Raw genomic sequence first — 14,518 nt, 5'->3', positions numbered from 1 at the left:
TTTTGAGCTAATCATGACTTTATCATTACACGATTTAGTGGAATACGCCCGTCACCACGCACCCTTTTTTAGGGATCTTTATAGTGATTTGCCACAATCCGGCTGGGCACTGACGGACTTACCTTTAATCGATCCTGCTGCTTACTGGCAGCAATCGCAGCCATTGGAGAATTGGCCGGTACTCACCGGCCCTATCAACAGTGGGCATATTTTTAAAACCGGCGGCTCTACCAGCGAAGGTAGGTTGTCGGTGTTCAGTCGTAGCGAATGGCAAGCCTTTGTGCGCTCGTTCGGTCAGGGTCTTGCACAACAATTACAATCTGGCGACCGTGTTGCCAATCTCTTTTTTGCCGGAGATCTGTATACCAGCCTGTTGTTTATTCACGGAGCGTTATCTCATTCACCGGTTCCGGTGGTGGAATATCCGTTTACCTGTTCAGTCGAGGATCAGGCGTTGGCTGACGCCATTGTTAGCTTAGGGATTAATGTACTGGCTGGAGTACCGGTACAATTGTTACGTTTTGCCAGTACCTTGCAGCGTTCAGGCCAGTTTATGCCCAATATTGATCGCCTGTTGTACGGCGGCGAGAGCCTGTTTCCGGAACAACTGGCTCTTTTGAATATAGTGTTTCCCAACGCACGCATTAGTTCAATCGGATGTGCCAGTGTTGATGCAGGTCTGATTGGTGCCGCCTCTCCTGACTGTCACCACGGTGAACATCGGGTTTTTGATGAAGATTCGATTGTCGAAATTATTGACGAATCCAATGGTCAGCCCATTACTGAGTCTGGGCGCAATGGCATGTTAGTTGTGACTAACCTGCAACGTCGTCTAATGCCGGTGATCCGCTACCCCACAGGCGATCTGGCCTGCTGGTGTGAAGGTTCGGGAAGACTGAACCGCAAATTTGCTTTGCAGGGTCGGGCTGGAAGTGCTCACCGTATCCGGGTTTCTACGTTATCCCTGTTTCCCGATCAGATTGCCCGTTTACTGCAACAACAGAAAGGAATACTGGCTTGGCAGCTATTATTAAGCCGTCAGGACGGCATAGATAAGATAACACTGCTATTAGCCAGCGACTCACCACAGATGCCATCAACAACATCAATCCATCAGGCGTTAGTCACGGCCCAACCCGCTATGGCAGAACTCTGTAGCCAAGGGGGATTACAGGTGGAGGTAGCCTCTTGTGCTCTGGAAAATATGGTGACTCACCCCCGTTCCGGCAAGCTGATACGGGTCGTGGATCATCGTTGTTATAATGCAGAAGAGAAGACAGCATGAAAATAAATCCAGTCATGCCGTTGATTCGCTTATTCCGGGAAGAAGATTCCACCGGAGTCAGCGCGTTGTTTCGGGTCGTTTACGGCGAAGATTACGTCTATCCGGAAGTCTACCTGCCAACCATGCTGAGTCGTTATAATGCGGCCAGACACTGGTATTCTGCCGTTGCAATACAGAATGGACAAGTGTTAGGACACGCGACATTGTGGCGGAATGGGCGTTGCCCATCAAGTGCAGAGCTCTCGCTTATCGCGGTACATCCACAAGCGCGCGGACAGGGTATCGCAACCGCGCTGGGTCGATATTTGTGTGATCAAGCCAAAGAAATGGGATTAGGTATGCTCACGATTAAACAGGTATCGTCGCATAATCACAGCCAGCGTCTGGCTCAAAATTTGGGTTTTCACACCACAGGCTTATTACCGGATTATGTGATATCTCCCTTTGATCAAGCACGTCCGGAAAGTATTGTACTCGGTTGCCTGCCTTTGCAACGCTGGCCGTTTCCAGAATTACACTGGCCAGTGAATTGGCAAACGTGGCTGACATCGGTCACTCAAATATTTGGTCAAGAACCGCTAAAACCCGCGGTTCCAATAGATACGGGTACTAGAATCGCCAGTCATGGAGGGCGACTAGAAGTCTGGATAGAAACACAGACAACGGAGCGGGTAAAAGAAGTGACAGAACTGCCGGCGCATAAGCTGATATATGTGAAACTACCGGTCGGAGAAGAGACTCTCCACGCGGTACAAATTTTGCAACAAGCCGGATTTGCCTGCACAGGGTTTGTGCCTGGTCACCATCATCGTTGGGAAATGCTTCTGGTTCGGGGGCATAGCAGAAAAGAACTGACTCTAAGTTGCCAGTTTGCCCACAATCTACATCAGCAAAGTTTGTTTGCCTGTGCCGAAAGGTAGACTTTTATCATCATCATCAGACACAGGTGACAACACGGCTGAGAGAACTGGACGTCGATATCGCCGACCAGCATGCCGCGTTAAGCAATATGCAGCGCAGTAGTAAGTGAATGAATCCCCAGTTACATAGATAACAATGTGACTGGGTGCCAATGAAGCCGTAATTTGAAAGATGAAGGGAATCATTCTACTTCCGAGATCTGTTCCTGTCTGCCTCCAGATATCCCTCCATCCAGCCATTTGTCAGATAAGATTTCGTTGTGATCTGACATGGTGTATAGGCTCCATATTACGTTCCGTCATTTCCCCATATAAAAACGCAACCATGAGTAAGAGAACACCTCAGACCACTATGTAAAAACTGGAGTGTTCTTATATAAATGAAGTGTTCAATACAAAAACACACTCGAAGGTGTAATTATTCAAGGATGGAATATGAAGAAGAATGAATGTCACTTGATAAAAAATGACCCTGTCATAAAAAAATAATTATCATATTGTTTTTATTATAAAAAATAGAAAACCACCATCCATGACTGTCGAAAAAACATCCACATCTTGATAATACCCTAAAATGCGAGTAAGCCATTATTTTTAAGATTCTGAAAGATTATTTAGTGGAAAAAATGATAATAAATGATATTTATAATAAGAATTAGAAAAATTTCCGATAATAATCTATTAAAATGCAAAAATATCTTTAACTAACTTAAATAAATAGAATTTTGTTAAAAAACAAAACATTTTATATCAAACTGTCCAGTTTAGATTTATAATCTATATGATGAATGTTTGGTGGAGTTTAATTTCGGATATGTCAATTTAAAAGAATATTAATTCTGATTAACTTGGTTTTACTTGGATGCCAATAAGTAACGATTTTTAGCTATCAATACTATTGCAAAGAGATTAAATAGGTGAATAACAAAAAAAATTCATGGATTATAATTGCTTAAGCGGAATGAGTTGTAATATGTAACGAAATTTGACTTAGGATAAGTTATATAGGATTATGTTTACAGTTTGATATATTTTGTCCAGTTTCTAGCCTGAAGAAAGGTCTTAATAGAACCAATATATATACAATAATACGCATTTAAATATGTATTAATTTTATTTTACTAATTTTCAGTATTTAAAAACTTTATTTACTTTACATTCAATACGTTAATAAATTTAAAATTACATAAATCTCATAAGAAAAAAGTTAGGAAGCAGGTTAGTTATCCCTCGAGTAAGGAGAGTAAAAATGCGGTTTAACCCGGTGGTAGATGAGGAAGTTGCAAAATGCAGGGTGACATCAAAACAAAGAATACAACCCGTGTCATAGAAGCCCCCCTTATCTTGGTAAGGGCACTGTTTTTACAACACGTTAATAAAAAAGGTCATGTCATTAAAAAAACCAAGTGAATGTCAGAAAAACAAAACGGCGGATCAGGTGTAACAATAGGCGCAACTGGTGAGGAAAAAGCCAAACCATTTTGAAGCGCCAGGAAAATGATCCTTGATAACGCCATAACTTACTGATTTAAATTGAAAGGATAAGATATGGTAGACGCTAATACATTAGTCGGAAAACGTATTTGTACCAAAAGGAAAGAGCTGGGTATTACCGCAACGGCATTGGCAAAACAAATTGGCATTAGCCAGCAGCAGCTTTCTCGTTATGAAAGAGGAACAAACCGGATTAATATAAATCATCTTGTTGTTATCTCTAAGCAGTTGGGTACTCCAATTAGCTGGTTCTTTGAAGAATGTTTCAAAGATGAAAAAGAGGACAGCACAGTCAATAAACTCACTGATCAATATATTCCCATTGCTGAAACAGTTATAGGAAAAAATGGTCGTTAAATGAGGCCAGAGAAACTCGTCAGAAGCCTGCTGTACAGCCTGATTCAATCTGGCAAATCGGAGGCTTCTGGCTTTCCTGATTATTTTATCTACACTTCCAAAGATTACCCATCACACCAACCATCTCCGTAATAAACTGCCTGATAATAGCCAATTCCTTTTCCGGAGAGTTTTTCAATACTTTCAACCCCCTTTTTTCTGCTTTCTGGTTATTCAGGCCATTGAGTCAGGTGCCATTCCAGTTGTTGCGGCGACAATCATTGGTGGCCTGTTAATCATAGGGAATCTGTTTTGGCTGCCAGAGACCAAACCTGTACTCCCCACATAAAATAAAAGAATGAAGGATCATTTCCGTCAGATCCTATCAAACAGCATCAGCCAGACTAGCACCGATTACACGGGGTTTGTGCCCATATCCAAACAAGCCACAAACCACACTGAAACATGCAGACTGAAAACAGATTAAAATGCCGACTATGCTAATAGTCGCCACATTTTTGATAACCTTAACAAAGGTACGTTATGGCATGATGACAAATATTGTTTAATTCATTTCTAAAAGAAATTTTTATCCTATTTCTCAAATCGTAAAATAGAAAAAATCGCAATTTTTATTTTTTAGTATTTTTATGATTCAATCATTTAAAATAATAATGCTATCCATAATCTCATCAATGTTATCTATTCCTGTACATTCTAAAATACTCCAGATAAAAAATAACACTTCTATTTTTTACTGCCTACACATAAAAAAAATTGTTTAAGTCATTTGATAAGAAAACGTATTATCTTTAGCTTAGTTTTAAATTGCTATTTATAGATTAATTACGTTCTATGTTATTAAAATGTTATTAATGAATTGTATTACAGACTTAAATAAAATAAATCATCGCCATCTGACCAACTCCATCATTTTTAACATTGATCATCGCAGAGAACGTATCTGATTTTTTCAAAGATATGTAACAATAATGGAGTATAAAATGGATAACACAGAAAAAGATACCGAAAGCAAGTTAGTTTATAAAACTGATCCGGGATATCAACATCCAAGCCCTGTTCAGGGTTATGGCAAGGAAGCAACACAAAAAACCTATCAATTAAACGGTTATGACCCGGCAACAAGCACCGATATTCTGACCTATACCGCCACCCGCATGGCTAAGACGGTGTTTAACACTTATCACGATGATGATGAATTCAGTATCGCGTGTTACTTCACGGACTGGGCACAATATGATGGAAGGGCAGTGGAGGCATCACCATCGGATGAAGTATTCAGAAATCAGGGGGGACGCAGTGCCGATTTGACCCGCATTAAAGGCGATTCAACCAATGGCAGCCCCTTTAAGAAATTGATATTCAGTTTTGCCGGCATCGTTGGTGATGAAGGGCCGAAAGGAAACATAATTCTGAAAGCTGCCAAAGATTGGGGATTCGGAGCCGATGAGGCTGAAACCCTCAAAAATTACACCGGATGGCCTATTCCAATCGACCCGTGGGGTGATGTCAGCACTTACTTTAACTGCGGTTTCGATAGTGGGGCATCTGGAGCGGCTAAAGATGTCTATAACCAAGAGAAAGCCACAGGATTACTGGGTGGTTTCAATTCACTGAAAAAAGCTGATCCCAATCTGGAGGTTTCCGTCAGTATCGGCGGCTGGTCAATGAGTGGTGCTTTTTATGAAATTTGTCGCAGTGATGCCTATCGTAAACAGTTTATTGATGGAGTCAAAAATCTATTCTGTCGTTTCTCAATGTTCAATCATATCGATATTGACTGGGAATACCCCGGCTCGGCGGGAATGGGAAACCCATTTGATAAAGATGATTATGTCTATTATAAAAAACTAATTGAGGAATTAACGGCAGCCAAGATCCCCAATTTACAAGGTATTAGTATTGCAGCTTCAGCCGATCCTCAAAAAATTGATGATGCCCATATTCCAGAACTGATGGAAGCAGGTGTCACCGGCATCAACCTGATGACCTATGACTTCTTTACTCTGGGTGATGGCAAACTTTCTCACCATACCAACCTTTATCGCAACAAAAATGACCAACATTCCAAATATTCTATTGACGATGCCGTTCAGCATTTAATCACTCAGGGTGTTGACAAGAAAAAGATTTTCATTGGTTATGCCGGTTATACACGCAATGCAAAAGGCGCAAACATTACCAGCAAAAGCCCGCTTCAAGGAACTTATAACGGACAAGGCAATATCGTCGGCACTTTCGAATCCGCGGTTATTGAATGGACTGACATTATCTATAACTATGTTGATTTCGAAAATGGCATAGGTCGTAATGGCTATGAAATCATTCAAGATAATGTTGCTAAGGCAGATTATCTTTATAACCAAGATCTCAAAGTTTTTATGTCATTGGATACGCCACGTTCAGTCAGAGAAAAAGCCCGCTACGTCAAAGAAAAAGGATTGGGCGGCTTATTTATTTGGTCCGGTGATCAGGATAATGGCTTATTAACCAACGCTGCCCACGAAGGTCTGGGACGTCCCGTTAAGAAAAGCGTTATCGATATGTCACCGTTTTATTTCGATAACGATGATCTCCCTTCTTACGATAAACCCAAAGAACCCCAATGCAAAGACTGTGTTTAATCAACATAACCTCTGAAATACAGTATCTAAATGGTTATTTGATTAATGACGGTTTGATGAATATGGCCGAATAATTGAAATGGGATAATAAAAATGGACAAGAATCACGATTATTCTGATGAACAGCAGAATATGAAAAAAGTATCACCATTATTGGCGGCAGTAGCTGAAATACCATTACCTGAAATAGCATTACCCGAAAAATATTCACTCACCACAGTAAAACAGCACAATACCCCATCATCTGTTTCGTTAGTCGATTCACTCAGAAATCTGGGCTATCACTCCATCTTCGATATAGTCAGGCTGTCAAAACAGCGTTTCATTAAACGCCACAATGAATCTCTTGCGGGTCATGCTGAAATCATCTTTGACAAAGCAGTGAGTATGGCTAACCAACTGGTTCAACACTATCGGCAGAACCCGCTCAGACAATACGATGGACAGACTGCGGCTTTCCTGTCAACAGCGACAGATAATCAGAATGCCAGCGAGCAAACAGGAAAATTGCCTGATTATAGTGGCCTGTTTCCAGAACCCTGGGATGACTTCTGTCAGCCGGATGCTATCGAATCCCTTGATAGCCCTGCCAACTATCTGCTGGATCTGTATAAATTTATTCAGCAGATTGAAGTGGATGGCACCAATCAGGCAACTTTGCTGGCAAGCAGGCGGTCGGATATCTCATATCTGATGCTTGATAGTGACGCTCTTTATAAAGAGCTTCGTGCTCTGACCATCGTGAATGATGTACTGTCTGAAAGTGCCAGAATATATATTGACCAGACAGGGGAAGCCAATAAACCGGTTAATCAGGTATTGGGAGAAACACGTTTTCCCTTTACGTTGCCCTATAACTTGCCGACTCAGCAGATCAACCGGGGGCTGGCAGAAAGCAAAAATGAATTGGGTACCGTGATCCGGCAAGTCGATACGCATTTCCCGTGGCATACTGAAATTTCAAAATATGATCAGATCTTGCTGGCTTATTCACAGTTGAGCAATGAACAAATCAGCCTACTGACCGAAGCTGCCCCTTTCTCTGAAAACCTGCTGTCACGGGATCAGCTCATCAAAGCCTATTACAGCAGCAGTACGACAGAACTTGTGCCTGACAAAGATATTTCGCGGCATGCTTATATTGTTGCTCAAGATGACAGTGTTGAAGGCCCGACTAAACTGGTCGAAAATTCGCCCAGTGCCTACGATAGAATTTCCATCACCTGCAAAAATCAGGCAGACAAAACCATCTCGGTCAAGCTACGGGCAGAAAACGTTCTCACTTACTACCGCGTCAAGGCAAGGATGGAGCCGTTTGACAACTCTCCGCCCTTTAGCCGCCAGTTAAAGCTGACCTATGTGGAAAGCGATAACTCAGACATTGGCAATCTGGATGATGGCCCATACTTTGGTAATATGACCATTTATGCAGCGACGCCCAAAGAAATACCATCAGGTGAAAATCAACCCACCGGGCCAATAGACGGCGTTATATTTCAGGCAATGAGTTATCGTCTTGCGATTGCCAAATCAGGTACATCATCTTCCGAATTATCACCGCAGGCGAATGACTTCTTTATCAATAATTATGGTCTTTCAGAAGAAGAAAGCGCCCAGCTTAAGAAAATCGCCATTTTTGGCGATCAAACCGGAACGCAAGCTACTCACATTGAAAATCTATTCAGCAGCGGTAACTACCAGCCTATCGTTTCCCCTAATGTACACTTTTCCAACCCGATTTTTTTCAACAGACAGAGCACCGCTACCTTCCCGGCCGCTTATCATTATGGCGGGGTGTACATTAATGCCGGACAACGAGATACTCTGGAAATCATTCGGGCGGATAACGGGCGTGAAATCAAAGCTGTATCCAACTTCCGCTATGATCGGCTGAACCGCTTTATCCGCTTGCAGCGCTGGCTTGGCCTGCCTTACCACCAGCTTGATCTTCTGCTGGCTTCCGGTATCAAGGCAGAAGCCGATAATCTGGACATGAGAATTACTGACAATGTATTGAAGGAATTGGGGCTGTTCAGGCATCTCAATACGCAATACCAAGTCACTCCCGAAATGTTTGCGGGCTGGCTACACCAGATTACGCCATTCTCAACCAGTGACAGCGTACCGTTCTTTGACCAGATCTTTAATCAGACGAAACTGTTTGATCAGCCGTTAACACTGGATGATGAGGTATTCAACTATACGGCAACTCAGGGCGATGATGCCAAAACCGTCAAGCAACTCTGCGCCGGGCTGGGAATTTCCACGGTAACTTTTCAATTGATTGCCCCCATGGTTGAAAGTGCGCTCACACCAACTCAGGATACGCTGACGGGGCAATTAAGGCGCAATCTTGATGTTGTTTCCAGACTTTACCGTTTGGTCAGCATTCCACGCATTTTCGGTCTTTCCACGGAAGACGGCGTGTTCCTGATCGATATTCTGACCGGCAATCACCGCTATTTGGCACAACAACCCATTTTCACCGCAGACTCGACGCGTCAGGACGATATTCTCATCGTCATCATGAAAATGGAAGCCGTGAGCCGCTGGCTGGCGAAAACTAAAATCACAGCGGCAAAACTTTCCCTGATGTTGGGGCAGACAGTGCTGCCTGTCGTGCCAACAGACAGCATGGTGACCTTTTTTAAAGGTATCGCGGTTGGCTTGTCCGATAGTGTGCTCCTGTCATCATCTGATTTTACCCGCCCAGAGCTGGTAACGATCAACTGGTGGGAACTATTAACAGCAGAGGGCGGACTTCTCAATGCACAAGGGCTGGTTCTGGATATTCCGCCTGAGTGGGATAAAACAGATGAAATCCAGATCAGGGAAAAGGTCAAGGCACTGTTCAAAGAAGGGAAAACACCACAGGATAATGTCATCAATATCGTGACCCAACTGCTGATTCAGGCCAAAAATGCGCAGGAAAATCTGTTATCCAGCGCGATTGCGGCGGAATATGGCGTAGAAAAAAGTCTGGTTCCCTTACAGCTTCGCTGGTTAGGCAGCAATGTTTATCTCGTTCTGGAGATGATTTTGACAGGTGTCCCGGAAACCGCCGCTGAGATCAGTCATCAATTCACCGACTTGACCTACAGTTTGTTAATTTATACTCAAATCATCAGTACCCTGAAAATCAATAAAAACCTACTTTTGTTGCGCCTGACAAAACCAGAATGGCTCGGTTTATCAAACAGTAAAACATCAAATGCATTGTCACTGGATGAAATATATCTGTTGACCCGCTACCAAGACCTCGTGAACAACGCCAATCAGAACGAAGACAAAATCCATGACTATTTTTCTTACGCCAACAAACCACAGGCCAATGGAAAAGCAGTCAAAAACAACGAGGATGAAAGTGAAAAATGTGCAGAGATTTTGGCAGATATTCTGGGCTGGCATGCCGATGAGATTCATCTGGCCTGCACATTGCGCGGATTGACACCTCCGCAGGCCAAAAACTTACTCCATATCGATTGGTTACGCCGATTACAACAGCTTGCAGTCACCACCAGCCTGTCAGTCAAAACGTTATGGGATGCCGGTACATTAACACTCAATACTGATTTCAGCCTTTACCAGAGCGTCGGTGAAGCAGTCATGGCGGCATTAAAAGCGCAAGGAGATAACGAGAATGTCTAATTCCATCGAAGCAAAATTACAAGAAGATCTGCGTGATGCGCTCGTTGATTACTACCTTGGGCAAATTGTTCCCAAGGGAAAAGATTTCCAGTTTTATCGCGACAAAATCAAGAACGTCGATGATCTCTATGATTTTCTGCTACTGGATACACAAGTCTCTTCGAAAGTCATCACATCGCGCGTGTCTCACGTAACCCAATCGATACAGCAGTATATCAACCGTATTGTGCTCAATTTGGAACCGGGTCTTTCCATGACTCAGGAAGAAACCTACGACTGGCAGGAGTTTGCCAACCGTTACGGTTACTGGTCTGCCAATCAGCAACTCAGGTTATACCCCGAAATTTATGTTGATCCTACCTTGCGGCTGACCAAAACCGAGTTTTTCTTCCAATTGGAAAGTGTGCTGAATCAGGGAAAACTGACAGATAACGTCGCTCAGAAGGCAGTTCTTGGTTACCTGAACAATTTTGAAGAAGTCAGTAATCTGGAAATTATTTCTGGTTATGAAGATGGCATTGATCTTGCCAATGACAAAACCTATTTCATTGCTAAAACCCGTACCCAGCCTTATCGCTATTTCTGGCGAACACTGGACATGAAACAGCGTAATACGGACTCGAATGAGCTGTATCCAACCGCCTGGAGCGAATGGAAGCCGATCAGTGTGCCGTTAGAAAATGCCCGTAATGGGGTTGTCCGTCCGGTCATCATGAATAACCGTCTCTACATAAGCTGGTTTGAAGTCTCAAAAGAAGAAGAGAAAAACAAAAACGACGAAAGCAAAACCATCATCCGATACCGCACCAAACTCAATCTGGCACATCTGGGGTTTGATGGTACATGGAGCAGCGGCACCACCGTACGCGAAGAGGTGCTTGATGATGCGATGGATAAAATGATTGCGGTGCTTGACCGGACGGGTAAAGAAGACCGTCTGGTACTGGTGGCATTTACCCGCCGTCATGGTATAGAAAACAAAGTCCCTTATGACTATGACGTAGTATTCAGTTACATCTGCGATAACATGCTGATGGCTTCCACGGATCTGCCTCCCTCCAGCACCAAACTCTCTGACCAAGATGATTATGGTGACAAACTGGTTTGGTTCTTCTTCCGTGATCCCCAGAATGGTGGTATGGATGAATTCAAGCAGCTGATCCTTTATCCCGTCCATATTAATAGGCAATGGCCGATTGAGAAGGAAAGAAAATTTGAGGGCAAACTGGGTGACGAACAGGATTTCGACCTCAAAGCTGACTATGTGGAAGATTCACTGGATATGTATCTGACCGCCATCTCCACCTACAAATACGATTTCAGCCTGAGCAAAAACATCCTGTACTGCATCTGGCTGGAAGACAAAAATAAAAACAGATGCTGGCTGAACTACCAGGTACTGACAAAAGAAGATTTTGAGCGAGGGGAAATCAAGCTTAGTACCAGAGTCAAACGGTGTCACAGCGATGACCTCAGCGACATCACGATTGTCACCGGTTTCAGTTTGCCGAAAGCAAATGCCGACGATATTGGCGGCAGAATCAGAGTCATCTTGAGCGTGGGTAAATTGGTTCGTGAAAAATTCCAGATCAAACAAACCAAACAAACCCAATACCTGCAATTCCCCGAAAATCCACCGACTCCCGTTTGGTATACCGATAAACAGATCCGCTTAAATACCCTGTTTGCCAAGGAGCTGGTCAGTAAAGCCAGCCAGAAACTGGATCTGGTGCTCAGTTGGGATACCCAGAACCTGCCTGAAGAGTCGATTTCTGGCAGTGGCACAGAACCGATTGACCTCAAGGGTGCCAATGGCATCTATTTCTGGGAACTGTTCTTCCATATGCCTTTCATGGTGGCATGGCGTTTCAATGTTGAGCAGCGTTATGAAGAAGCTAACCGCTGGCTCAAGTATATTTTTGATCCTTATGAAAATGAGGATCAACCGGCTCTGAAACAAGGAAAGCCGCGTTACTGGAACAGCCGCCCATTAATTGATGAGCCGAAGAAAAACTACAGCCTGATGCAGCCGAGTGATCCCGATGCGATTGCTTCCGGTGAACCGATACATTATCGCAAGGCGATTTTCTATTTTCTGGTCAGAAACCTGATTGATGACGGTGACATGGAATACCGGAAGCTCCAACCCACGGCAAGAACCATTGCCCGTTTGAGTTATGCAACCGCCAGTTCGCTGCTTGGCCGCCGCCCTGATGTGCAATTGGCAAGCTTCTGGCAACCGCTGTCCCTTGAAGATGCTCTCTACCGATATGACAACAGTGAGCTGCGCCAACTGGAGATGCAAAGCCAGCCATTGCCCCATATTCCCGTCGTTCATGACAACACGATCCGCGCCCTTGATAATGATCTGTTCATGAAGCCGATCAACAATGAACTGACGGCGATTTGGGATCGTATGGAAAACCGGATTTACAATTTACGGCACAACCTGACGCTGGATGGCAAAGAAATCAACATGGCACTCTATGATGGGAAGATCTCGCCACGCGACCTGATGAACCTGCGTTACCAGCGCGTAGTCACTGCCCGCAATGCCAGCCGGATGAATTTCAAAACACCTAATTACCGTTTTGAACCGATGCTGGCACGTGCCAGAGCCGGCGTTGAAACGCTGATACAGTTTGGCGGCACCTTACTGAGCCTGCTGGAACGCAAAGACAGTTTGAGCTTTGAAAAATTCCAGATGCTCCAGAATAGTGATCTCTACCGCTTCTCAATCGATCTTCAACAGCAGGAAATCAACATCAATCAAGCCAGCCTTGAGGTTTTACAGGTCAGCAAAAAATCGGCTCAAGAGCGACATGAACACTTTAAGGGATTGTATGACGAAAATATTTCGTCAACAGAGCAACAGGTGATTGAACTGCAATCCCAATCCGCTTCGGCGTTACTGGCAGCACAAACTTTGCGTACCGGCGCGGCTGCACTGGATATGCTACCTAATATCTATGGGCTGGCCGTGGGCGGATCGCGCTGGGGAGCTGCACTGAGTGCGGCGGCCGAAATGGTCATGATCAAACATCAATCTGACAGTATCAAAGCCGATAGTCTGAATGTGTCTGAATCATACCGCCGGCGCCGCCAAGAATGGGAAATGCAATACAAACAGGCGGAATGGGAAGTCAATTCCATTGATCAGCAAATCAATGTCCAAAACCTGCAATTGACTGCTTCCATGAAACGGTTGGCACAGGTTGAGGCGGAACAGCAAAAATCGCTGGCGCTGTTAGATTATTTCTCCAGCCGCTTTACCAATGAAAGCCTGTACACATGGATGATTAGCCAACTGTCAAACCTGTACCTGCAAGCCTATGATGCCGTTTCATCACTTTGCCTCTCCGCAGAAGCCTCATTACAGTACGAATTGGATTCAGAGCAGACCTTTATTGAAGGCAGTAGCTGGAATGATCTCTATCAGGGATTAATGTCTGGTGAAACACTGAAACTGGCGCTGCAAAGAATGGAACGCGCTTATGTTGAACAAAACTCACGCTTGCAAGAGATTACTAAAACTATCTCTCTCAAGGCATTGCGGAAAACAGCATGGGAAAACGATCTTGCAACCCTGAGACAGCACTCTCCCATTACTTTTAACCTGCAAGAATCAGACTTTGCTAAAGATTACCCTAACCTTGCCAATCGCCGGATCAAATCTGTCTCAGTTTCTCTGCCTATGTTAATCGGGCCTTATGAGGACATTTGCGCCCAACTCTCTCTGGGCGTCAATACCCGCATGGTGAAAGCCGACATTCAGACAATGGAAAAGCTGGTGAAAGAAGGGATTAATGCTGATTCGCCTTATCTGGCACGCAGCATCCACCCCAACCAGCAGATTTCCTTATCCACCGGCATAAACGACAGCGGCATGTTCACACTGAATTTTGATGATGAGCGTTTCCTGCCATTTGAAGGTGCGGGTGTTGAATCAAGTTGGACATTCGGTTTTACCAATAACTCGCAAAATCTCGACAGTCTGACCGATGTGATCCTGCATGTCCGGTATACCGCAAAAATCGGTTCCTCTGCATTCGGTAAAGCCGTTCAGAAATTGTTGGTAGAACAAAAGATCACGGATTAATAACAGCACAGGTTCAGCTTGTGACTGGCGATTTTCATGATTAACCAGCCTCCTGAACAGGGGGCTGAACAGGAAAAATTATCGGAGTTTA

At 44.0% G+C, this 14,518-nt stretch carries 6 protein-coding genes; all 6 read left to right on the top strand.

Annotated elements, in window-relative coordinates; translation table 11 throughout:
* Positions 1-13 precede the first annotated feature (13 nt).
* The 6 genes from XBJ1_RS02485 (at position 14) to XBJ1_RS02460 (ending at position 14,427) form a co-directional block, all read left to right on the top strand.
* Positions 14-1,285 (top strand): phenylacetate--CoA ligase family protein, encoded by a 1,272-nt coding sequence (locus XBJ1_RS02485; RefSeq protein WP_012987171.1) that lies wholly within the window; start codon positions 14-16, stop codon positions 1,283-1,285.
* Positions 1,282-2,205 carry a GNAT family N-acetyltransferase gene (locus XBJ1_RS02480; RefSeq protein ID WP_038198313.1) on the top strand — a complete coding sequence of 308 codons (924 nt, stop codon included), beginning with the start codon at positions 1,282-1,284 and terminating at the stop codon, positions 2,203-2,205. The genes XBJ1_RS02485 and XBJ1_RS02480 overlap by 4 nt, the downstream gene beginning before the upstream one ends.
* 1,548 nt (positions 2,206-3,753) lie before the next feature.
* Positions 3,754-4,056: a helix-turn-helix domain-containing protein gene (locus tag XBJ1_RS02475; protein WP_012987169.1), complete on the top strand. Its 303-nt coding sequence runs from the start codon at positions 3,754-3,756 to the stop codon at positions 4,054-4,056.
* A gap of 983 nt (positions 4,057-5,039) precedes the next feature.
* On the top strand, positions 5,040-6,680 hold the full coding sequence (locus XBJ1_RS02470) for a glycosyl hydrolase family 18 protein (RefSeq protein ID WP_012987168.1): 1,641 nt from the start codon (positions 5,040-5,042) through the stop codon (positions 6,678-6,680).
* Between the two features lie 93 nt (positions 6,681-6,773).
* Positions 6,774-10,328, top strand: a complete 3,555-nt coding sequence (locus XBJ1_RS02465) for a Tc toxin subunit A (protein ID WP_012987167.1) — start codon at positions 6,774-6,776, stop codon at positions 10,326-10,328.
* On the top strand, positions 10,321-14,427 hold the full coding sequence (locus tag XBJ1_RS02460) for a neuraminidase-like domain-containing protein (RefSeq protein WP_012987166.1): 4,107 nt from the start codon (positions 10,321-10,323) through the stop codon (positions 14,425-14,427). Before XBJ1_RS02465 ends, XBJ1_RS02460 begins: the two co-directional genes overlap by 8 nt.
* Positions 14,428-14,518 lie beyond the last annotated feature (91 nt).

It is taken from the genome of Xenorhabdus bovienii SS-2004 (genome assembly GCF_000027225.1).
In the GTDB taxonomy this organism is placed as follows: Bacteria; Pseudomonadota; Gammaproteobacteria; order Enterobacterales; family Enterobacteriaceae; genus Xenorhabdus; species Xenorhabdus bovienii_C.
This window is presented reverse-complemented; position numbering and strand designations above follow the sequence as displayed.